Source organism: Streptomyces sp. TE5632, from assembly GCF_054061295.1.
This window is the reverse complement of record NZ_JBSSEA010000003.1, coordinates 2335716-2357500: the sequence shown is the minus strand read 5'-3', so window position 1 is coordinate 2357500 and position 21785 is coordinate 2335716. Positions and strand designations below refer to the sequence as shown.

Annotated in this window: 21 protein-coding genes and 2 rRNA genes (1 of these 23 only partly in view); 10 read left to right on the top strand and 13 right to left on the bottom strand. The window is 68.1% G+C overall.

Going from position 1 to position 21785, the window contains the following annotated elements; all coding sequences use genetic code 11:
* The 3 genes from ACVW19_RS15880 to ACVW19_RS15870 all read left to right on the top strand — a co-directional run.
* Positions 1-1604, top strand: a 23S ribosomal RNA gene (locus tag ACVW19_RS15880) (it extends 1518 nt beyond the left edge of the window).
* An 84-nt stretch (positions 1605-1688) separates the two neighbouring features.
* Positions 1689-1805: ribosomal RNA gene (gene rrf, locus ACVW19_RS15875) — 5S ribosomal RNA — on the top strand.
* A gap of 110 nt (positions 1806-1915) precedes the next feature.
* Positions 1916-2500, top strand: a complete 585-nt coding sequence (locus ACVW19_RS15870) for a GNAT family N-acetyltransferase (RefSeq protein WP_457460040.1) — start codon at positions 1916-1918, stop codon at positions 2498-2500.
* Positions 2501-2510: 10 nt separating this feature from the next.
* On the opposite strand, the gene ACVW19_RS15865 is transcribed toward ACVW19_RS15870, so the two are convergent.
* The 8 genes from ACVW19_RS15865 to ACVW19_RS15830 all read right to left on the bottom strand — a co-directional run bounded on the left by ACVW19_RS15865 (position 2511) and on the right by ACVW19_RS15830 (position 11096).
* A complete protein-coding gene (locus ACVW19_RS15865; RefSeq protein ID WP_457460039.1) occupies positions 2511-4001 on the bottom strand; it encodes a TraM recognition domain-containing protein in 1491 nt (496 codons plus the stop codon).
* A 33-nt stretch (positions 4002-4034) separates the two neighbouring features.
* The gene (locus ACVW19_RS15860; RefSeq protein ID WP_457460038.1) at positions 4035-5444 is read right to left on the bottom strand and encodes an ATP-binding protein; all 1410 of its coding nucleotides are present in this window, start codon (positions 5442-5444) and stop codon (positions 4035-4037) included.
* A gap of 12 nt (positions 5445-5456) precedes the next feature.
* Positions 5457-7016, bottom strand: a complete 1560-nt coding sequence (locus ACVW19_RS15855) for an SCO6880 family protein (RefSeq protein WP_457460037.1) — start codon at positions 7014-7016, stop codon at positions 5457-5459.
* Positions 7013-8347, bottom strand: coding sequence for a hypothetical protein (locus ACVW19_RS15850; RefSeq protein WP_457460036.1), 1335 nt, complete (start codon positions 8345-8347; stop codon positions 7013-7015). Before ACVW19_RS15850 ends, ACVW19_RS15855 begins: the two co-directional genes overlap by 4 nt.
* A complete protein-coding gene (locus ACVW19_RS15845) occupies positions 8337-9167 on the bottom strand; it encodes a hypothetical protein (protein ID WP_457460035.1) in 831 nt (276 codons plus the stop codon). The genes ACVW19_RS15850 and ACVW19_RS15845 overlap by 11 nt, the downstream gene beginning before the upstream one ends.
* A 201-nt stretch (positions 9168-9368) precedes the next feature.
* Positions 9369-9677, bottom strand: a complete 309-nt coding sequence (locus ACVW19_RS15840) for a hypothetical protein (protein ID WP_042174769.1) — start codon at positions 9675-9677, stop codon at positions 9369-9371.
* A gap of 208 nt (positions 9678-9885) precedes the next feature.
* Positions 9886-10239 (bottom strand): DUF397 domain-containing protein, encoded by a 354-nt coding sequence (locus ACVW19_RS15835; RefSeq protein WP_457460034.1) that lies wholly within the window; start codon positions 10237-10239, stop codon positions 9886-9888.
* Between the two features lie 11 nt (positions 10240-10250).
* Positions 10251-11096, bottom strand: coding sequence for a helix-turn-helix domain-containing protein (locus ACVW19_RS15830; protein WP_457460033.1), 846 nt, complete (start codon positions 11094-11096; stop codon positions 10251-10253).
* 206 nt (positions 11097-11302) lie between these two features.
* Here ACVW19_RS15830 and ACVW19_RS15825 point away from each other — a divergent pair, with 206 nt between their 5' ends.
* The 5 genes from ACVW19_RS15825 to ACVW19_RS15805 all read left to right on the top strand — a co-directional run bounded on the left by ACVW19_RS15825 (position 11303) and on the right by ACVW19_RS15805 (position 15225).
* Positions 11303-11710, top strand: a complete 408-nt coding sequence (locus ACVW19_RS15825) for an ATP-binding protein (protein ID WP_457460032.1) — start codon at positions 11303-11305, stop codon at positions 11708-11710.
* A 118-nt stretch (positions 11711-11828) separates the two neighbouring features.
* Positions 11829-12839, top strand: a complete 1011-nt coding sequence (locus ACVW19_RS15820) for a C40 family peptidase (protein WP_457464625.1) — start codon at positions 11829-11831, stop codon at positions 12837-12839.
* Between the two features lie 208 nt (positions 12840-13047).
* Positions 13048-13740 carry a phosphatase PAP2 family protein gene (locus ACVW19_RS15815; protein ID WP_457460031.1) on the top strand — a complete coding sequence of 231 codons (693 nt, stop codon included), beginning with the start codon at positions 13048-13050 and terminating at the stop codon, positions 13738-13740.
* 333 nt (positions 13741-14073) lie between these two features.
* Positions 14074-14928 carry a hypothetical protein gene (locus ACVW19_RS15810; protein WP_457460030.1) on the top strand — a complete coding sequence of 285 codons (855 nt, stop codon included), beginning with the start codon at positions 14074-14076 and terminating at the stop codon, positions 14926-14928.
* A 90-nt stretch (positions 14929-15018) separates the two neighbouring features.
* A complete protein-coding gene (locus ACVW19_RS15805; RefSeq protein ID WP_457464624.1) occupies positions 15019-15225 on the top strand; it encodes a hypothetical protein in 207 nt (68 codons plus the stop codon).
* On the opposite strand, the gene ACVW19_RS15800 is transcribed toward ACVW19_RS15805, so the two are convergent.
* On the bottom strand, positions 15214-15627 hold the full coding sequence (locus tag ACVW19_RS15800; protein WP_457460029.1) for a metal-sensitive transcriptional regulator: 414 nt from the start codon (positions 15625-15627) through the stop codon (positions 15214-15216). The genes ACVW19_RS15805 and ACVW19_RS15800 overlap by 12 nt on opposite strands.
* A 243-nt stretch (positions 15628-15870) precedes the next feature.
* Here ACVW19_RS15800 and ACVW19_RS15795 point away from each other — a divergent pair, with 243 nt between their 5' ends.
* Together ACVW19_RS15795 and ACVW19_RS15790 are read left to right on the top strand one after the other, a co-directional pair.
* Positions 15871-16491 carry a DUF47 domain-containing protein gene (locus tag ACVW19_RS15795; protein ID WP_361460165.1) on the top strand — a complete coding sequence of 207 codons (621 nt, stop codon included), beginning with the start codon at positions 15871-15873 and terminating at the stop codon, positions 16489-16491.
* A gap of 8 nt (positions 16492-16499) precedes the next feature.
* Positions 16500-17501: an anion permease gene (locus ACVW19_RS15790; RefSeq protein ID WP_457460028.1), complete on the top strand. Its 1002-nt coding sequence runs from the start codon at positions 16500-16502 to the stop codon at positions 17499-17501.
* Positions 17502-17613: 112 nt separating this feature from the next.
* On the opposite strand, the gene pstB is transcribed toward ACVW19_RS15790, so the two are convergent.
* From pstB to pstS, 4 genes are all read right to left on the bottom strand, one after another.
* Positions 17614-18390 (bottom strand): phosphate ABC transporter ATP-binding protein PstB, encoded by a 777-nt coding sequence (pstB, locus tag ACVW19_RS15785; RefSeq protein WP_202279681.1) that lies wholly within the window; start codon positions 18388-18390, stop codon positions 17614-17616.
* Positions 18391-18433: 43 nt separating this feature from the next.
* Positions 18434-19492 (bottom strand): phosphate ABC transporter permease PstA, encoded by a 1059-nt coding sequence (gene pstA, locus ACVW19_RS15780; protein ID WP_457460027.1) that lies wholly within the window; start codon positions 19490-19492, stop codon positions 18434-18436.
* A complete protein-coding gene (gene pstC, locus ACVW19_RS15775; protein ID WP_457460026.1) occupies positions 19489-20493 on the bottom strand; it encodes a phosphate ABC transporter permease subunit PstC in 1005 nt (334 codons plus the stop codon). The genes pstA and pstC overlap by 4 nt, the downstream gene beginning before the upstream one ends.
* Positions 20494-20599: 106 nt before the next feature.
* Positions 20600-21730, bottom strand: coding sequence for a phosphate ABC transporter substrate-binding protein PstS (gene pstS, locus ACVW19_RS15770; RefSeq protein ID WP_457460025.1), 1131 nt, complete (start codon positions 21728-21730; stop codon positions 20600-20602).
* Between the last annotated feature and the right edge of the window lie 55 nt (positions 21731-21785).

Below are 21785 nucleotides of genomic sequence, written 5' to 3'. Positions count from 1 at the left end.
CCCGCTGTGAAGCGACAGACATCGAACCAGGCGATGCTAAGTCCGTGAAGCCGCCCCGGATCCTTCGGGTGAAGGGGAGTGGTGGAGCCGACGGACCAGACCTGCAGTAGGTGAGTGATGGGGTGACGCAGGAAGGCAGTCCAGCCCGGGCGGTGGTTGTCCCGGGGTAAGGGTGTAGGACGTCAGGCAGGCAAATCCGCCTGACACGTAGTCTGAGACCCGATGCCGAGCCGATTGTGGTGAAGTGGACGATCCTATGCTGTCGAGAAAAGCCTCTAGCGAGTTTCATGGCGGCCCGTACCCCAAACCGACTCAGGTGGTCAGGTAGAGAATACCGAGGCGTTCGGGTGAACTATGGTTAAGGAACTCGGCAAAATGCCCCCGTAACTTCGGGAGAAGGGGGGCCATCACCGGTGATCCGATTTACTCGGTGAGCTGGGGGTGGCCGCAGAGACCAGCGAGAAGCGACTGTTTACTAAAAACACAGGTCCGTGCGAAGCCGTAAGGCGAGGTATACGGACTGACGCCTGCCCGGTGCTGGAACGTTAAGGGGACCGGTCAGTCACTCTTCGGGGTGGCGAAGCTGAGAACTTAAGCGCCAGTAAACGGCGGTGGTAACTATAACCATCCTAAGGTAGCGAAATTCCTTGTCGGGTAAGTTCCGACCTGCACGAATGGCGTAACGACTTCTCGACTGTCTCAACCATAGGCCCGGTGAAATTGCACTACGAGTAAAGATGCTCGTTTCGCGCAGCAGGACGGAAAGACCCCGGGACCTTTACTACAGTTTGATATTGGTGTTCGGTTCGGCTTGTGTAGGATAGCTGGGAGACCGTGAAGCCGCCACGCCAGTGGTGGTGGAGTCGTCGTTGAAATACCAGTCTGGTCGTGCTGGATGTCTAACCTGGGTCCGTGATCCGGATCAGGGACAGTGTCTGATGGGTAGTTTAACTGGGGCGGTTGCCTCCTAAAGGGTAACGGAGGCGCCCAAAGGTTCCCTCAGCCTGGTTGGCAATCAGGTGGTGAGTGTAAGTGCACAAGGGAGCTTGACTGTGAGACCGACGGGTCGAGCAGGGACGAAAGTCGGGACTAGTGATCCGGCGGTGGCTTGTGGAAGCGCCGTCGCTCAACGGATAAAAGGTACCCCGGGGATAACAGGCTGATCTTCCCCAAGAGTCCATATCGACGGGATGGTTTGGCACCTCGATGTCGGCTCGTCGCATCCTGGGGCTGGAGTCGGTCCCAAGGGTTGGGCTGTTCGCCCATTAAAGCGGTACGCGAGCTGGGTTTAGAACGTCGTGAGACAGTTCGGTCCCTATCCGCTGCGCGCGCAGGAGTCTTGAGAAGGGCTGTCCCTAGTACGAGAGGACCGGGACGGACGAACCTCTGGTGTGCCAGTTGTTCTGCCAAGGGCATGGCTGGTTGGCTACGTTCGGGAGGGATAACCGCTGAAAGCATCTAAGCGGGAAGCCTGCTTCGAGATGAGGGCTCCCACCCACTTGATGGGGTAAGGCTCCCAGTAGACGACTGGGTTGATAGGCCGGATATGGAAGCGCCGTAAGGTGTGGAGTTGACCGGTACTAATAGGCCGAGGGCTTGTCCTCAGTTGCTCGCGTCCACTGTGTTGGTTCTGAAACCACGAACGACCCCACGCCCGTGGTGTGGTGCGGTTGAGTGTTTCATAGTGTTTCGGTGGTCATAGCGTGGGGGAAACGCCCGGTTACATTCCGAACCCGGAAGCTAAGCCCCAGAGCGCCGATGGTACTGCAGGGGGGACCCTGTGGGAGAGTAGGACGCCGCCGAACAAATTGTGGGAGAGCCCCGCACCGATATGGTGCGGGGCTTTCTGCATTTAAGGGGTCGCCGACAGTAAATCGGGTGAGGGCGGTGGCGCCCCGGTACTACGGTGGCCGGCATGACTACTACGCGTCCAGGGGCGGGGATCGGCACCGCTTTCGAGGACCATGTGATCCGGCAGGTGCGGGCCGAGGAGTGGGCCGCGGTGAAGGGGCTGCGGCTCATCGCGTTGCGGGACCCGGTCGCGGACATCGCCTTCCTGGAGACGTACGAGACGGCGGTGACGCGGCCCGACACGTACTGGCAGGAGCGGACGGCGCGTGCGGCCGAGGGTGCGGACGGGATGCGGCAGTTCATCGCCGAAACGGCGGACGGCACCTGGGTGGGGTCGGTCGCCGTACTGGTCGAGGAGCCCGGTACGACGGACTTGGCCGGGTTCACCGTCGAGCGGCGGCAGGGGCATCTCCTCGGGGTGTTCGTACGGCCCGAGCACCGGGGGAACGGGCTCACCAAGGCGCTGTTCGAGGCCGCGCTGGAGTGGGCGTGGGGGGTGGGGTTGGAGCGGGTGCGGCTCATCGTGCACCCGGACAACGCGCGTGCCCTCGGCTTCTACCGCAAGGCGGGCTTCGTGGAGAGCGGGGTGACCCTGCCGTTGGCGGGGAAGCCGGACGAGCACGAGCTGGAGATGGTCGTCGAGCGCTGAACTGCGGTGCCTACACCGGCAGTTCGTCGTGAGGCCAGCGGGCGCGGGCCTGTTCGCGGGAGCGGAGGAGGGCCAGGGTGGGCATGCCCCGGTCCGCGCCGGTGGTCAGGAGCTCCGGGAGCTGGGGGAGGGGGGCCACGGCCGCCACGTCGTCCAGGACCAGCGTGAATGGTGGGTCGAGCCGACCGGAGGATGACCGTTCGGCCATGCGCCGGCCGTGCTCGACCACGCTTGCGGTGAGGGCCGTCAGCAACGGCATCGCACCCGGCTGGGTGCGGGGATCCTCGATGGATTCACCCACCACATAAAGCGTGCCCGTTTCGTGGACGAAGGAATCCAGGGCGAGGGCATCAGTTCGGTTCGGAGTGCATGCCTCGCGGATGTTGACCGTGAACAGGGCGGACAGCGCACGCGTCGTCAGTTGCTGGGCGATGTCCCGGCGTTCCGGATACGCGGTGAGGGTCGCCTCGAGTTCGCCCGCGGTGCCCGGAGCGGCCTTGGGGTTGGTCCGCAGCACGCGTACCGCGTCCTGGACCTGGCTGCCCTGCGCCCAGCGGTGGACGTGGCGGATGGTGCGGCCGTCGATGGCGGCGGCGTGCAGGTAACTCCGTAGAAGGGTCTGAGCGGTGTCGCTGACGGCCTCGTCGAGCCGGGAGGCGGGGCGGACCGGGGCCAGCAGGGCGGCGGCGCGTGCGACGGCCGTCTCCTTGTCCTCGCAGCCGGCCGTGGGGGACCAGTGGAGGCGGGCCGGGGTGTCACAGAGGTGGGTCGGGTCGTAGAGGTGGGTGGGGCCGAGCTTCGCCCGCGCGTCCTTGGTCTCCGCCCAGAGGGAGGGGTTGGAGGTGACGACGAGGGTGGGGCCCTCCGCGTCCCGTACGGCCGAGGCGGCGGTGGTGTGCCGGGTGTCCGGGGAGCCGTAGAACACCGGGTGGGCGGAGGCCACCGAGGGCGGGAGGGCTTCGGTGAAGGTGGTCTCCTGGGGTGGTGCTGTGCTGGGGAGTGGTGCCGTTTCCCGCTCCCGTTCTCGTACGGGCTCGGGTGCTGCTCTCGGTGTCGGTACCTCGTGTTGGATCGGCTCCGGAACAGGCTCCGGCGCCGCGGTCGCGCCCGCCGCCCGCTCCGCCTTCCGCCGGGCCCGTACCGCCCGCCACCGGGCCACCGTGCCCAGGACGAAGAGGGTGAGGACCAGCAACAGCATCAGCTGGCCGATGAACAGGCCCCAGAACAGCCCGTACCCCGAGAGGGCGGAGGCGGGGATGTCCGGCCAGGCGCCCGGGATGTCGTGGGGTTCGGCGACGAGGTGCCGCATGGCGACCGGGGTGCGGGTGAAGGTGACGCCGGACGGCCAGGAGCCGCGGGCGACGAGGCCCGCGAGGCCGGTGGCCGTCCAGACCAGCAGGGTGATGCCGAGCAGGAACGCGAGCAGCCCGACCAGCAGTCCGTCCGGGACTCCGCCCTGGCCATGGCGTCCGCTGCTGTGGCCGTGACCGTCCGGTCTCACGTGCTGTTCCTCTTCCCTGTCACCCCGGCGCCCTCACGCCACCGTCGACCGGGAGTCGCCGACGTGCTGTTCCACGAAGGCCGCCGCCCGCTCCTCCGCCTCCAGTTCGGCGGCGAGCAGGGCGTCGTGGGGCAGGTCGGCGGAGGACTCGGTCATCGCGCGGTCGGTGAAGACCAGCGGGCGCTCGGTCTCGGTGATCAGGTGTTTGACGACCTGCACGTTGCCGTTGACGTCCCAGACCGCGATGCCCGGGGTGAGTGAGGGGATGATCTCCACCGCCCACCGGGGCAGGCCCAGTACTCTGCCCGTCGCCCGTGCCTCGTCGGCCTTCTGGGCGTAGATGGTCCGGGTCGACGCCATCTTCAGGATGGCAGCCGCCTCCTTGGCCGCCGCGCCGTCCACCACGTCGGACAGGTGGTGGACGACCGCGACGAAGGACAGGCCGAGCCGACGCCCGAACTTGAGCAGGCGCTGGAACAGCTGGGCGACGAACGGGCTGTTGATGATGTGCCAGGCCTCCTCGACCAGGAAGATGCGCTTCTTCCGGTCGGGTCGGATCCAGGTGTGCTCCAGCCAGACGCCGACGATCGCCATCAGGATCGGCATGGCGATGGAGTTGCGGTCGATGTGGGACAGGTCGAAGACGATCAGCGGCGCGTCCAGGTCGATGCCGACCGTCGTCGGGCCGTCGAACATGCCGCGCAGGTCGCCGTCGACGAGCCGGTCGAGGACCAGGGCGACGTCCAGGCCCCAGGCCCGTACGTCGTCTATGGCGACGTTCATCGCCTCCGCCGACTCCGGTTCGGGGTGGCGCAGCCGCTCGACGATGTCGGTGAGGACCGGCTGGCGTTCGACGATCGTCTCGGTGACGTAGGCGTGTGCGACCTTGAGGGCGAAGCCGGAGCGCTCGTCCAGGCCGTGCCCCATCGCGACCTCGATGATGGTGCGCAACAGCGCGAGCTGGCCCGTCGTGGTGATGGTCGGATCGAGCGGGTTGAGCCGGATGCCGTGGTTCAGGGCGGCCGTCGGGTCCAGCCGGATGGGGGTGATCCCCAGCTCCTGCGCGATGAGGTTCCATTCGCCGACCCCGTCCTCGCCCTGGGCGTCCAGGACGACGACCTGGCGGTCACGGAAGCGCAGCTGGCGCAGGACGTACGTCTTCTCCAGGGCCGACTTGCCGTTGCCGGACTCGCCGAGGACCAGCCAGTGCGGCGCGGGCAGCTGCTGGCCGTAGAGCTGGAACGGGTCGTAGATGTAGCCCTTGCCGGAGTAGACCTCGCGGCCGATGATGACGCCGGAGTCGCCGAGGCCGGGGGCGGCCGTCGGCAGGTAGACGGCCTGCGCCTGGCCGGTGGACGTGCGCACCGGCAGCCGTGTCGTCTCGACCTTCCCGAACAGGAAGGACGTGAAGGCGTCGGTGACGACGGACAGCGGATCCCGCATCGGACTCAGCCCCTACCTTCGAATGCCGGTGGCGAACGGGAGTGTGTTCACGAAGGCGCGGTGGTGCTCGCGGTCGCACCACTCCAGCTTCAGGTACGACTTTCCGGCCGAGGCCCGGATGGTCCGCTTGTCGCGGGCCAGCGCCTCGGGATTGCGGGAGGAGACGGTGATGTAGCCGACGAGGTTGACGCCGGCCGCGCCGCTGGCGAGGTCCTCGCCGCGCTGGTCGAGCCGGCCGTGCGCGGCGATGTCGCGCGGGTCGACCGTGCGGTTCATCTTCGCGGCGCGGGACGCCTCGGCCTCGTCGTTGGTCTTCTCCGTCAGCATGCGCTCGATGGCGACCTCGGTGGGTTCCAGGTCCATCGTGACGGCGACGGTACGGATCACGTCCGGCGTGTGGACGAGGAGGGGCGCGAGGAAGTTGACGCCCACCGGGGTCATCGGCCACTCCTTGATCCAGGCCGTGGCGTGGCACCAGGGGGCACGGGTGGACGACTCGCGGGTCTTGGCCTGGAGGTAGGTGGGCTCCATGGCGTCCAGTTCGGCGGGCCAGGCGTTGCGCTTGGTCATCGCCTGGATGTGGTCGATCGGGTGGTCCGGGTCGTACATGGAGTGGATCAGCGAGGACAGCCTGCTCTGGCCGAGCGGCTGCCGTACGCGGATGTCGGCCTCCTGGAGCCGGGAGCAGATGTCGGTCAGCTCACGGGCCATGACGACGGCCAGTCCGGCGTCCCGGTCCACCTTGCGGCGGCTCTGAGTGCGCACCGCGCGGGCCATCGCGTTGGCCTCGGCGGCCAGCTCCCGCGTGTAGTGCATGCAGGCGACGAGGTAGGCGCGGTGCTGTTCGCTGCTGGTCGACACCATCGACTGCAGCTGGTCGTACGACTGCTGGAGCCACGGCGGCGCCTTCTCGTCCCCGCGCAGGGAGACGTCCTTGGCGTGCGCGTCGGGGTCGGCGGGCAGGGTGCGGGCGAGCATCTGGATGCGGGTCACGAAGCCGTCGCCGTTCGCCACGTGCTTGAGCAGCGTGCCGAAGCGGTCGACGAGGGCCTCCTGGTCCTCGGAGTCGCGCAGGCCCACGCCGGGGCCCTCGATCTCGATGGCCGCGGTGACCGTCTTGCGGTCCGCGTGCAGTTGCACGGCGATCTCGTCGGGCCCGAAGGGGGCGGCGAGCCAGGTGATCCGCCCGATCCCGGGCGGCGGCCCGACCTCGACCTCCCGGCCGTCCAGCCGCGTACCCGCTTCCACGACACCCGAGCGGTACGTCGTGCCCTGGCGCACGGTCCGCCGGTAGCTCCGGTTGATCTCGAACCACTTGTAGAACGTGCGGCCCCGGTACGGCACGTACACGGCGGCCAGCGCGATCATCGGGAGGCCCGCGAGCAGCACGATCCGCAGGGACAGCACGGGGACGAGGAGACCGGCCATCATGCCGAAGAACGCGCCCAGGACGATCAGCGCGATCTCCCCGGTCTCCCGATTGCGGCCGACGATCGCGTTCGGCCGGGCCCGGCCGATCAGATACGTACGGCGGGGCGTGACCGGATGGGACAGGTGGGAATCGGTCGTCAACGCCCTTCACCTCCCGTGCTGTTGGTACTGCTGCTGTTGCTCCGGCCGGCGTGCGGCGTGGTCACCGGGCTGCCCGAGCGGGGTGCGGGTGCGGCGGAGGGGACAGATCCGCCGCCGTTCGAGGGGCGCGAGCTGTGCGCGGCGACTCCGCCGGAGGCGGGGTTGGAGGGGCGCGCGCCGCCGGACGACGAGGACTGGCCGCCTCCGTTGCTGTCGGCGCGGGTGCTGTGGGTCTTGATGCCCTGCGCGACCATGGTCGCCGGGGAGCTCATGACGGCGGCGGCCTTGCTCTCGGCGCCCTGCATGATGCGGTTGTTGCGGGAGTTCGCGATCTCGTCGCCGAAGCCCGGCACGAAGCGGTAGATCATCGCGCTGGCGAAGATGGCCAGCAGGATGATCGCCAGACCCGACACCACGGCGGAGAACGCGTTGGGCCCGTCGTCGGAGGACAGCGCGCCCGCCAGGCCCAGCACGATGACGATGACCGGTTTCACCAGGATCACCGCGATCATGATGCCCGCCCAGCGCCGGACGTGCCCCCACAGGTTCTTGTCGACCAGTCCCGCGTACACGACCGTGCCGAGCAGCGCGCCCACGTAGAGCAGGGCCGCACGGATGACCAGCTCAAGCCACAGGACGCCGGCCGCGAGGATCGACACCAGCGAGACGATGATCAGCATGATCGGGCCGCCGCCGATGCCCTCGCCCTTCTCCAGGGCGCCCGCGAACGTGCCGAAGAACGTGTCCGTCTGGTTGCCCGTCGCCGCCGCCAGGACGTCGGTCACGCTGTCCGTGGCCGACACGATGGTGTAGAGGATCAGCGGGGTGAACGCCGAGGCCAGGACCGTGAGCCAGAGGAAGCCGATGGCCTCCGAGAGGGCGGTCGTGAGGGGGACGCCTCGTACGGCCCGTTTGGCGACGGCCAGCAGCCACAGCAGCAGCGTCAGGATCGTCGACGCCGCGAAGACGACGGCGTACTGCTGACGGAACGTCGGGTTGGTGAAGTCCACGGCGGCCGTCTCGTCGACGGCGGCACTGAGCTTCTTTATCGTCCAGGCCGCGGCATCGGCGCAGCCCCTTGCCAGGGCGGCGAGGGGGTCGAGGGCGGTGGTGGGGTCGTTGAGGCGGTCGGCTCCGCCGGAGCCGCCGCTGCCGCCTCCGCCGCGGTCGCAGTAGTCCTTGGCGGGACCGTGGATCAGGTCGCAGGGGTCGTTGCTGCCCGCCGGTGTCGGCGTGGGTTCTGCGAAGGCACGCGTGGCGAAGAGGACGGCTGATGCCTGAACGACCGTGACGATGCCAGCCAGCTTGAGCAGGCGACGATTACCGGGCATACGTGAACCCTCCGTACTCCTCGACGGTCTTCGCCATCTCTTCGGCGCTGGAGGCCCGCTCGTCGCCGGGAACCGGCGCGGGGCCATCCTTCTGGGAGTGGGACACGATCTTCCAGTCGTCGTTGGTCCACTCAAGCTGAATGGTGATGGTGAACCAGCTGCTGGTGACCGGGTTGGTGGAGCTCTCGCCCGCGAGCCCCAGGAGGCCGCTGCACCAGACTTCGACCGTCGCGGCGTTGGCGGACGACTCGATGACCTTGGTACCGATCGGGCTTGTACGGGAGACGAACGTGGCGCCCTTGGGTGTGGTGCCGTCTTCGTTCAGGCCCACGTTCTTGTTGAACTCCGGCGTGTACGCCTTGTTCAGGCTGGCCTTGAAGTCCGCGACCCGTGCGGGGACGATCACCGTGCCCAATATGGCGTCGCGCCGGTTCTTGTTGAACATCTCGGCCGAGCCCAGTGCCACCGCGTAGTTCGCCGCCGCGCTTTCCGCTCCCTGGCGGTTGTGGGCGAAGCCTGAGGGGATGCCGGCGTTCGCCGACTGCACGGGCTTCTCCCCGGAGGGGGCCGTCGCCGCCGCCTTCGGGGAGTCGTTGTCCGCGCCCGGGGAGGAATCGTCTCCTCCACGGTTCGCGAAGGCGATCGCGGCGATCAGGAGCACCACCACGCCGACCACCGTGACCAGGCTGCGCGACGACGTACGGCCGCCGCCTCTGCGCCCACCGGCGTACGGGCTGACGTCGGCCTCCGGCAGGCGGGTGTGCGTCTGGCCCGTGCCGCCGTACCCACCGGAGTTCCCGTGCTCGTCTCCGAGACTCATACCGCGTACGCCCCCTCAGCGTTGTGCGGAAACACCTCGTACTCCACGTACTCCATGTACGACGGTAGCCGTGCTGGTCCCCGCGCGGGCGCGGTGTTATGAGTCGACATCAGGGAAACGCAACCTCAGCCGGTGGGCGCGACGGGCGGGTGGGGTGGAAGGGGAGGCCGGACGGGCCCGGTCGGAGGCATGGTGGGTCTCCTACACGGCCATCCCGTACACGATGGTGAACACCGTGCCCAGGGAGCCGATGATGAAGACCCCTGTCAGGCCCGCGATGATCAGGCCCTTGCCCTGCTCCGCGCTGAAGGTGTCGCGCAGCGCCGTCGCGCCGATGCGCTGCTTCGCCGCTCCCCAGATGGCGATGCCCAGGCAGATCAGGATGGCGAGCGCCATGACCACTTCGATCATGACCTTGGCCTCGTTGCCCAAGCTGCCGAAGGGGCCCCAGTCGGGAGCGATCCCGCCGATGATGGTGTTGATGTCTCCCTCGTCGGCCGCAAAGAACATGTAAGTCACCGCCCCTGTCGGGTCGTTCCGTGCCCCCTGCGGGCATGCAGAGGTCAGGCCTCATTGTTGCCGACGATGACGCCGTCGGATGTCGACTCGGCGTCATTAGTTGGCGGGTTTCGTATGAAGAAAGCTTCTCACCGGCGCGCGCCGGTCCCTGGGAGGGGAGCGAGCCGATGGGTGATGAGTCGTATCGTCACTCTGTGTATCACGGTTCGGCCACGAAATGGTCGAACTCACCCGCGCGCACGCCGAGGACGAAGGTGTCCCACCGGCGGCGGTCCGTGGTGACGGCGGTCCCGGGGGTCGCGCCGGCGTGGATGCGGACGGTGAGGTCGTCATCGACGGTCACGTCGATGGCGATGGGTCGGTTGGCTGCCAGCTCCCGTTCTCCCTTCAGCGTCTGAAGGAGGCTCAGGAAGTCGTCCGGCGTGATGGTGAGTATCGCTCCGCTGGGATCAGCGGACTCGGTTATGTGGATGGACCCGGGGGTGGCTGCCACATGTACGCACGAGTCCCCCGTGCCGCACAGAGACGACTTCTGCCACTTGAGGAGGGGCATCGCGGTTCCTCTCACGTGTCTCGGAGCAGGTGGTGGATCACGTCACGGGACGCTTCCGGATCGAGGGCCCGGGAGTCCAGCCGTTCAAGCAATACGCGGTACATGTCCAGTTGGGCCTCGGCGTCGAGGAAGACGGGGCCGTGCGACTGGTCGAGATGGACGGTGTCCAGTTGGGGGACGGGTCCGTGCGAGTAGAAGATCGACTGCCCCGATCCCGGGAAGCCTCCGGCGGCGAACGGCAGCACCTTCAGGGTGATGTGCTCCCGCTCGCTCATGTCCAGTAGGTGTCGCAGTTGTGCGGTGGCGATGGTGGGGCCGCCGAACTGCATCCGTAGGGCGGCCTCGTGAATGATGGCCTGATAAGGGGCAGGCGAGTCGCGGTACAGCACGGCCTGACGCTTGATGCGGAACGACACCCGGTGCTCGATGTCCGGGGGCGGGAACTCGGGCACCACGTGACGGAACAGCGCACGAGCGTGTTCGGTGGTCTGGAGCAGTCCCGGGATGTGCACGGTCACGGCACCGCGCAGACGGGTCGCGTGGTGCTCGACTTCGGCCAGATCCAGCAGTGCGGCGGGCAGGATCTCCCGGTACTCCTCCCACCACACGCGTCTGCGGTCGGCCGTCATGTCGCTGAGTGCCTGGATGAGAGCAGTGTCGCCGCACTTGTAGTGGTGGGCCAGGGTGCGCACGCGCTCGGGACTCACGCCGATGCGCCCGGCCTCGGTGTTGCTGATCTGGTTCTGCTTCACGCCGAGAAGTTGACCGGCCTCTGTCGCGGTGAGCCCTGCGCGCTCCCGCAGTTTTCGCAGCTCCACGCCCAATCGGAGCCGACGGCCGGTTGGACTGGTTCTCACGGTCCTGACGCCTCCCTGGCGCTACGGTCACCCACAAGGGCGGAAACTAATGCAGATTCAGATATTTAGCTAACACGTTAGTTGGGGCGGCGTTACTTCAGTGCTCGGCGCCCCGCCCTCAGAAGCGCACCGATCGACGGATCGGCATGCCACTGGGTCACCACCGTACGCAACCCGCCAACTTCCGTTAGTGATCGGAGACTTCCATGCCCACCGTAAACCCGCCCTGGTCGTACGTCCTTCAGCTCCCGCACGATCCCCGTGCTCCGCGCATCGCCCGGGTCACCCTGCGGACCGTGCTGGGGGCGCACGGTCTCGCCGAACTCGTGCCCACCGCCGAGCTGGTGGCCGCCGAGCTCCTCGCCAACGCCCATCTGCACACCGCCGGCCCCTACGCCCTGCGGCTGCGTTCGGCGGAGCCGGGGCGGCTGCGGGTCGGGGTGTGGGACACGGACCCGCGTGTTCCGCCCGGGTTCGGCGACGGGGCGCCGCTCGACGCACCGCCGGACGAGGCGGAGAACGGGCGGGGGCTGCCGTTGGTGCGGGCCTGCGCCTCCTCGTGGGGTGTGGGGGCGCTGACCGGGGGGAAGGTCCTGTGGGCGGAGTGCGGCTGACGCCGTGCGTCCTGCCCCACGCGGCACATGTGTTCCCGTCCCTCCCGTGATCACCCCGGAGGGGGGCGGGCGCCTCTATGCTGACGTGGGCAGCGGACTCCGGGACGGTGAGGGGCGGTTGACGGTGCGTAAGGCCTGGATCGCGGCAAGTGTCGCTGTGGGTTCCGCGCTCGCCTTCGTCATGGTGCTCGCCGTCGGCGTCTTCGTCATCGCCGGGAACCTCGCGGGCACGGTCGGCGGCGGTGCCGCCAAGACGCTGGCGAAGGGGACCGTGCCGGCCGCGTACCAGGCCCTCGTGCAGAAGTGGGGCAATCTCTGCCCGGCCATCAACCCGGCTCTGCTCGCCGCGCAGTTGTACCAGGAGAGCGGGTTCAACCCGAAGGCGCAGAGCCACGCGGCGGCGCAGGGCATCGCCCAGTTCATCCCCGGCACCTGGGCCACCCACGGTGTCGACGGGGACGGCGACGGCGACCGGGACGTGTGGGACCCGAACGACGCGATTCCCTCGGCGGCGACGTACGACTGCGCCCTCGCGGGCTATGTGAAGGACGTGCCGGGGAATCTGACCGAAAACATGCTGGCCTCGTACAACGCCGGGGCGTACGCGGTCATCAAGTACAGCGGTGTGCCGCCCTACAAGGAGACGCAGAACTACGTCAAGCGCATCCTCTCGCTGGAGAAGAGCTTCGCCGCGCCGGTCGGCCGGGTCGACCCCTCCAAGCAGGCCGCCGGAGCCATCGACTACGCGCAGAAGAAGCTCGGCACGCTCTACCTCTGGGGCGGTAACGGCACCGCTGACCAGGGAGGACGCTTCGACTGCTCGGGGCTGACCAAGGCCGCGTACGAGAGCGTGGGGATCACGCTCCCGCGGGTGGCGAACGATCAGTACAACGCGGGACCGCACCCCGCGCGGGACGAACTGCTCCCCGGCGATCTGGTCTTCTTCTCGGACGACCTCACCGATTCGCGAGCCATCCGGCATGTGGGCATTTACGTCGGCGGTGGGTACATGATCGACGCACCGCGTCCGGGTGCCGTGATCCGATTCGACCCGATCGACACACCTGACTACTTTGGTGCCACCCGCGTCACCGAAGATGGCGCGAAAGCGCTCCCCACGACGGTCTGAGCGATGCGTGGAGCAGCCCCCTGAGCTGCGACGACGCATCTCTCTTCGATAACGTCTGCGTGATCATTCGATGGAGTACGGAACGTATCGACGGGGGTCGTGCGTTCCTGTTGTCGTAGCCGAACAGGCCAGCGGATCTACACCACGGGGGTGGGGTAGCGGCGTACGCACGGTGCGCCGGAAGAGATGACGAAGGGGCCTCAGCACCATGGCTGGACTCGCAGATTCCGGGTCGAACCCCGACGTCGACCTGCTCTATGACATCAACGGCCTGGCGAAGGCCGCACCGCCGTGGTTCGACCACCTCATGGAGTTCGTGGGCGAGTTCGGCCTGCTGTTCGCCTTGTTGGGGTTGCTGCTGTGGTGCTGGTGGGGCGTCAGGAAGCGGGGCGGCGAGGACGCGGCCCCGACCGTGGCGGCCCTGGTGTGGGCCCCGCTCGCGGCGGGCGTCGCGGTCCTGGTGAACGTGCCGATACGTGAGTTCGTGGAGCGGCGCCGGCCCTTCCTCGACCATGAGGGGCTCGAGGTCCTGGTCGACGGCAAGACCGACTACTCGTTCGTCAGCGACCACGCGACGCTCTGCATGGCGTTGGCGGTGGGGCTGTTCCTGGCCAACCGGCGGCTCGGGCTCATCGGCCTGGTGCTCGGCGTGCTGGGCGGGTTCATCCGGGTCTACATGGGCGTGCACTACCCGACGGACGTCGTGGGCGGGCTCGCGCTCGGTACGTCCGTCGCGCTGCTGCTGTCGCCGCCCGCCATGGCGCTGCTGACCCCGCTGATGCGGACGATCGAGCAGTCACGGCGGGGCGCGTGGCTGATCAAAGGGAACGGGGCCGGGGCGCGGGTGACCCCGGGAGAGGCCCGGCAGTCCGGGCCGGGGGAGCGCGACCTGGCGGCGTGACCGTCGTCCCGTGTGATGGATGCCATGAGGTGGAGTGGCCCCGGGGTGGTTCCCCGGTCCGGGTCACTCCACCGAGTGTTTCTGGGCGTCCGTACGGGCCTGGCTTCTGGCTCTCCTCGCGGGGCCGCGCCAGCCGCAGACACAGCGGGCGACGCAGAAGCGCCCCTGCTCGGATGTGGTTGTCCTGTGTTCCTGGAGGCTTACTGCGGCTCCCTGCTGTTCCACCCGACAAAGGTACCGCTCCGGGTGTGTCTGCGTGACGGGGTCCCCTACCGGTCGTTAACCGGGAGAGAACAGGCGGCCCGTGTCGGACGTAGCGGGGGTAGGCGGAGCATGGCGGGACGAGAACTGCGGCGTGGGCGGACCGGTGGTGCGGTCGTTGCCCTCGGAGCTGTCGGCTGTCTGCTGCTCGGCGGCCTCGCGGGGTGCGGCGGCAGCAGCGGGGCCGCGACCGGCGGCTCGTCCGGCGGCTCGGCGGCGGTGGCGGTGGTGCGAAAGGCCGCGGACGCGCTGGTGGACGCGGGCAGCTCCAGGGCGCGCACCTCGATGGAGATGGCCACCGGCGGCACCCGGGTGACCATCCGCGGGGAGGGTGTGTACGACTACCGGAAGCGGCTGGGGCGGCTGAAGGTGCTGCTGCCGCAGGACCCGTCCGGTACGTCGGTGCGCCGGCCCATCACCGAGCTGCTCGCTCCGGGCGCGCTGTTCATGAAGAACCGGGGCGCCGGGGTGCCCGCCGACAAGTGGGTGCGGGTGGACACCCGGACGCTGTCCGACGGGAACCTCGTCACCGGCGGCGTCACCGACCCGTTCGCCGCGGCCGAGCTGCTGCGCGGGACGCGGTCCGCGACCTTCGTGGGCAGGACGGAGCTGGCCGGGGCCGAGGTGCGGCACTACCGGGGCACGGCGGATCTGCACGAGGCCGCGCGTGCCGCCTCCGAGGCGAACAAGGGGCCGCTGGGTGCGGCGGCGACCGGATTCGCCACCGCCGAGGTTCCCTTCGACGTCTACCTGGACGGCGAGGGGCGCATCCGGAAGGTCCGCCACCGGTTCAGCTTCATGAACGGCGAGCGGGAGGAGCCGGTCGCCGTCGCCTCCACCACCCTCCTCTACGACTTCGGCGCCCCCGCCGACGTCCGCCTCCCGGAGCCCGCCGACATCTACGCGGGCCGGATCGCCGAGGAATGACCGGCGTGAACTAGCCCTTACGTGCCATGCGCGGGGCGCGGGGTGCTGCCTACGCTAGGGGACCTCTGCCCGTATGACGGTATGGATGAGGTGACGTGTGTGGCCCCGCTCGGTGGTGGGTCGGTTCGGGACTATGTGGCCCTCGCCGAGATCGAGTTGTGCGGGGAGCTGATCATCGCCGCTTCGGCCGCGCCGGGCCGGCTCAGCCTGGAGAGCATAGACAAGGTGCTGAAGGTGGCCGAGGTGTGCACGGAGCCGGGGGTCGGTCCGGGCGGTTCGCTCAGGTCACGTCCGTAGCATGCGGGCGATCGCCTGGGTCGCTTCCTTCACCTTGGCGTCGATCTCGTCGCCGCCCTTGAGGGCCGCGTCGGCGACGCAGTGGCGCAGGTGCTCCTCCAGCAGTTGCAGTGCGAAGGACTGCAGCGCCTTGGTGGAGGCGGACACCTGGGTGAGTATGTCGATGCAGTAGACGTCCTCGTCGACCATGCGCTGCAGGCCCCGGATCTGGCCCTCGATGCGGCGCAGGCGTTTGCCGTGCTCCTGCTTCTGGTGGTGGTAGCCGTGGATGCCCCGGTCGTGGTCGGTCACGACGGCCGTGGGGCCGGTCGTCTCGGTCACGTCCGTGGTGTACGTCACGTCCGTGATGTCCGGGGTGTCCGGGGAGGAGGGCGCGCCGGCGCCGGTCTCGGTGGTCGTCATCGCGTCCTCCTGGTGCAGTGGCGGGCGACATATACCCCTGGCGGGTATATGGTAGCGAACTTTGCTGGGTATAGGCACTGTGGCTGATGTCCACGGGCAGCAGCCGCGTCACGGCCCTCGGACCGCCCCCGTGCCTGTTGCCCGATACCGAATGGGTGACACTGGTGGACGGCCCGACAGTCGTGGCTGGATGGTGCGCCCGGCACCAGCCTCACCGAAACCGATGCATCCCGAGGACCCCACGTGCGCTTTCGTCTGACCCCCAGGGAGACGAGCTTCTACGACATGTTCGCCGCGTCCGCGGACAACATCGTCACGGGCTCGAAACTCCTGATGGAACTGCTCGGGGCGGACGGCCCCGCCCGGGTCGAGATCGCAGAGCGCATGCGGGCCGCGGAACACGCGGGTGACGACGCCACGCACGCGATCTTCCACCAGCTGAACTCCTCGTTCATCACGCCCTTCGACCGCGAGGACATCTACTCCCTCGCCTCCTCCCTCGACGACATCATGGACTTCATGGAGGAGGCCGTCGACCTGGTCGTCCTCTACAACGTCGAGGAACTGCCCAAGGGCGTCGACCAGCAGATCGAGGTGCTGGCGCGGGCCGCCGAGCTCACGGCCGAGGCCATGCCGAACCTGCGCACCATGGACAACCTCACCGAGTACTGGATCGAGGTCAACCGCCTGGAGAACCAGGCCGACCAGATCCACCGGAAACTGCTGGCCCATCTCTTCAGCGGCAAGTACGACGCCATCGAGGTGCTCAAGCTGAAGCAGATCGTGGATGTCCTGGAGGAGGCGGCCGACGCCTTCGAGCACGTGGCGAACACAGTCGAGACCATTGCCGTCAAGGAGTCCTGAGCCCCTTCATGGACACCTTCGCTCTGGTCGTGACCATCGGGGTCGCGCTCTTCTTCACGTACACGAACGGCTTCCACGACTCGGCGAACGCCATCGCCACCTCGGTCTCGACCCGTGCGCTCACCCCGCGGGTGGCCCTCGCGATGGCCGCCGTCATGAACATGGCCGGTGCCTTCCTGGGGTCCGGGGTCGCCAAGACGGTCAGTGAGGGGCTGATCCAGACCCCCGAGGGCTCGACGGGCATGGGGATCCTGTTCGCCGCGCTCGTCGGCGCGATCACCTGGAACCTCATCACCTGGTACTTCGGACTGCCGTCCTCCTCCTCGCACGCCCTGTTCGGCGGCATGGTGGGGGCGGCGCTGGCCGGCGGGACGACCGTGTACTGGAACGGGGTGCTGGACAAGGTCGTCATCCCGATGTTCGTGTCGCCGGTCGTCGGTCTGATCGCCGGTTACCTGGTCATGACCGCGATCATGTGGATCTTCCGGCGGACCAACCCGCACAAGGCCAAGCGCGGTTTCCGCATCGCGCAGACGGTGTCCGCGGCGGCCATGGCGCTCGGGCACGGTCTCCAGGACGCGCAGAAGACGATGGGCATCGTGGTGATGGCCCTGGTCATCGCGGACGTCGAGGACTACGGCGATCCCATCCCGATCTGGGTGAAGATCGCCTGTGCGGTGATGCTGTCGGCCGGTACGTACGCGGGCGGCTGGCGGATCATGCGGACGCTGGGCCGGAAGATCATCGAGCTGGACCCGCCGCAGGGGTTCGCGGCCGAGGCGACCGGCGCGTCGATCATGTTCGCCACGGCGTACCTGTTCAAGGCGCCGGTCTCCACCACGCATGTGATCACGTCGGCGATCATGGGTGTCGGGGCGACGAAGCGCATCAACGCGGTGCGGTGGGGCGTCGCCAAGAACATCATCCTGGGGTGGTTCATCACCATGCCCGCGGCGGGGCTGGTGGCGGCGGCCTCGTACGGGCTGGTCTATCTGGTGATCCTCATGTAGCAGGATCCTCACGCAGTGCCGAAAAGCGCTCGGGCCCGCCCCCGCTACCGGGGGGCGGGCCCTTCGCGTCCTCACGGTGGCACCGCCATGCAGCACCGCGAGGGGTCAGTGATCAGCCGAAGCGGCCGGAGATGTAGTCCTCCGTGGCCTGGACCGACGGGTTGGAGAAGATGCGCTCCGTGTCGTCGATCTCGATCAGCTTGCCCGGCTGGCCGACGGCCGCCAGGTTGAAGAACGCCGTGCGGTCCGACACACGCGCGGCCTGCTGCATGTTGTGCGTCACGATGACGATCGTGAACTGCTCCTTGAGCTGGCCGATCAGGTCCTCGATGGCGAGGGTGGAGATCGGGTCCAGGGCGGAGCAGGGCTCGTCCATCAGCAGCACCTTCGGCTCGACCGCGATCGCGCGGGCGATGCACAGCCGCTGCTGCTGACCACCGGAGAGGCCCGAGCCGGGCTTGTTCAGGCGGTCCTTGACCTCGTTCCAGAGGTTGGCGCCCCTCAGGGACTTCTCGACGATGCCGTCCAGCTCGGACTTCTTGTACTTGCCGTTCAGGCGCAGACCGGCCGCCACGTTGTCGTAGACCGACATGGTGGGGAACGGGTTGGGGCGCTGGAAGACCATGCCGACCTCGCGCCGCACGGCGACCGGGTCGATGCCGGCGCCGTAGAGGTTCTCGTCGTCGAGCATGACCTTGCCCTCGACCCTGCCGCCGGGCGTGACCTCGTGCATGCGGTTGAGGGTGCGCAGGAAGGTCGACTTGCCGCAGCCGGACGGGCCGATGAAGGCCGTCACGGAACGGGGCTCGACGGTCATCGAGATGTCCTCGATGGCGAGGAAGGAACTGTAGTAGGCGTTGAGGCCGCTGATGTCGATGCGCTTGGCCATGTGGATCACTGCTTCTTTCGGGTCCGTGTCGCTGATGGCCGCGTCAGCGACCGGTCTTCGGGGCCTTCCAGCGGGCGATGCCGCGGGCCGCGAGGTTGAGGATCATGATGAACGCGATGAGCGTCAGGGCCGCCGCCCAGGCACGGTCGTAGGCCGGCTCGGAGCCGTTGCTGTACTGCAGATAGATGTACATCGGCAGTGACGCCTGAGGGCCGTCGAAGGGGTTGGCGTTGATGGTGGCCGTACCCCAGACCAGCAGCAGCACGGGAGCGGTCTCACCGGTGATGCGGGCGATGGCCAGCATGACGCCGTTGACGATGCCGCCGATGGACGTCGGCAGGACGACCTTCAGGATGGTGCGCCACTTCGGGATGCCGAGCGCGAGAGAGGCCTCGCGCAGCTCGTTCGGGACGAGCTTGAGCATCTCCTCCGTGGAGCGGACGACGATCGGGATCATCAGGATGCTCAGGGCGAGCGAGCCGGCGAAGCCGGAGTAGCCCATGTCCAGCATGATGATCCACAGGCTGAGGATGAACAGACCCGCGACGATGGACGGGATGCCCGTCATGACGTCGACGAAGAAGGTGACGGCCTGGGCGAGCCTGCCACGCCCGTACTCGACCAGGTAGATCGCGGTCAGAATGCCGAGCGGGACCGAGATGAGGGCCGCGATGCCGACCTGCTCCAGGGTGCCGAGGATGGCGTGGTAGATACCGCCGCCCGGCTCGGCGTCGGCGACGACGCCCATGGAATGGGTGAGGAAGAAGCCGTCGAGGACCTTCACACCCTGCTTGACCGTCTCCCAGATGAGGGAGGCCAGCGGGATGACGGCGATGATGAAGGAAACCCAGACCAGGCTGGTCGCGGTGCGGTCCTTGGCCTGGCGCTTGCCCTCGACCGCGGCCGACAGGGCGTAGGAGCCGACGACGAAGAGGAGCGCGGCGATCAGCGCCCACTGGATGCTGCTGTGCAGGCCGGCCACCGTGCTGATGCCGAGGCCCAGCGCGACGGAGCCGGCGGCGACGGCGGCGGCGTACCACTTGGGGAGCCGGGCACCACGCAAGGAGTTCGCGGACTTGGGGGTGATGGTTGCGTGGCTCATGCGTTGGCCCCCGAGTACTCCTTGCGACGGGCGATGATCAGACGGGCGCTGCCGTTGACCAGCAGGGTGATCACGAAGAGCACCAGACCGGACGCGATCAGCGCGTCCCGGCCCAGCGGGTTGGCCTCGTTGAACTTGCTGGCGATGTTCTGCGCGAACGTGCCGCCGCCCGGGTCGAGCAGGCTGGCGTTGATGTCGAAGACCGGCGAGAGCACCATGGCCACGGCCATCGTCTCGCCGAGCGCGCGGCCGAGGCCCAGCATCGAGGCGGAGATCACGCCGGAGCGGCCGAAGGGGAGCACCGACATGCGGATGACCTCCCAGCGGGTGGCACCCAGGGCGAGTGCGGCCTCCTGGTGCATCTGCGGCGCCTGCCGGAAGACCTCACGGCTGACGCTGGTGATGATCGGAAGGATCATCAGGGCGAGCAGGATGCCGACCGTGAACAGCGAGCGCGCGACGCCGCCGTCCCAGGCGAAGATGCCGGTCCAGCCGAGGTAGTCGTTCAGCCAGCCGTAGAGGCCGTTCAGGTGCGGCATCAGGACGAGGGCGCCCCACAGGCCGTAGACGATGGACGGCACGGCGGCGAGCAGGTCGATCACGTACCCGACGGCGCCGCTGAACCTGCGCGGGGCGTAGTGCGTGATGAACAGCGCGATGCCCACCGAGACCGGGACCGCGATGATCATGGCGATGACCGACGACACGATGGTGCCGTAGACCAGCACCGCGATGCCGAATTCCGGCGGGTTACCGGTGGGGCTCCAGTCGAACGAGGTGAAGAAGTTGGCCTCGTTCTCGCTGAGCGCGATCACCGTGCGGTAGGTGAGGAAGGCCGCGATCGCGGCCATGAGCACCAGCACGAAAATGCCGGACCCCCGGGAGAACCCGAGGAAGATCCGGTCGCCGGGGCGGGTGGCGCCGCGGGCGGCGCGCTTGTGTTCCGCCGAGGGCGGCGGGGGGACGGAGGGTGGAGCGGTCTGCTGTGTCGATATGTCCATCAGGGTTCTCCGGTCTGCGGGGCCTCTGGTCGGTCGAGGCCCCCTGGCGGCGGTGCACCGGACGGTGCGGTCCGGCCCCTGGTGGGGAGCCGGACCGCACTCGGGGTCAGCTCAGGCTCGAGATGGTGTCGCGAACCTTGGTGATGATCTCCTCGGGCATCGGGGCGTAGCCGGCGTCCGCCAGCAGGCCCTGACCGTCCTCGGAGGCCATGTAGTTCAGGAAGGACTTCGTGGCGGGCAGGGTGTCCGCCTTGTTGCCCTTGTCGCAGGCGATCTCGTAGGTCACCAGGACGAGCGGGTAGGCACCCTCGGCCTCGGGGGTGTAGTCCAGCTCCAGCGCGAGGTCCTTGCCGGTGCCGACGACCTTGGCGGCGCCGATGGCGGCCGTGGCGTTCTCGATCGTGGCCTTGACCGGCTCGGCGGCCTCGGTCTTCACGTCGACGGTCTTGATGCCTTCCTTGGCGTACGAGAGCTCGAAGTACGAGATCGCACCCTCGACCTGCTTCACCTGCTGCGCCACACCGGAGGAGCCCTGAGCGGACTGGCCGCCCTTGGCCTCCCACGACTTGCCCGGCTCGTAGGGCCAGGCCTTCGGCGCGGCGGCCTTCAGGTACTTGGTGAAGTTGTCCGTGGTGCCGGACTCGTCGGAGCGGTGGAACGCCTGGATCTTCAGGTCGGGGAGCTTCGCGTCGGGGTTGAGCTTCGCGATCTTCTCGTCGTTCCAGTTGGTGATCTTGCTGTCGAAGATCGCCGAGATGGTCGCGGCGTCCAGGACGAGCTCGTCGACACCCGGGACGTTGTAACCGATCGCGATCGGACCGCCGACCATCGGCAGGTCGATGGCCTGGCCGTCGGTGCAGATCTTCTTGGAGTCCTCGATCTCCTCCGGCTTGAGCGCCGAGTCGGAGCCGGCGAACGAGGTCTGGCCCTGGAGGAAGGCGGTGATGCCGGCGCCGGAACCGTCGGGACGGTAGTTGATCTGCACGTCCTTGCACGCGGCCGTGTAGTTCTTGACCCAGGCGTCGATCGCGTTCTTCTGCGCGGAGGAGCCGGAGGCCTGAAGCTGGCCCTTGGCGTCGTCGCACTGGATGTTGCCGGTCTGCGCGCTGGCGGAGGAGTCGCTGCTGCCGTCGCCGCCGCTGGTGTCGTCCGACCCGCACGCCGTGAGGGCCAGGGCGCCGGAGACGGCGAGAGCGCCGAGAGCGAGGGCCCGCCGGTTCTTGCGCTGAAGCTTCACTTGAGTTCCTTCCAGGTGCCGCCGTCCTGAATCCGGCGGCGTGCGAAGTCTGAAG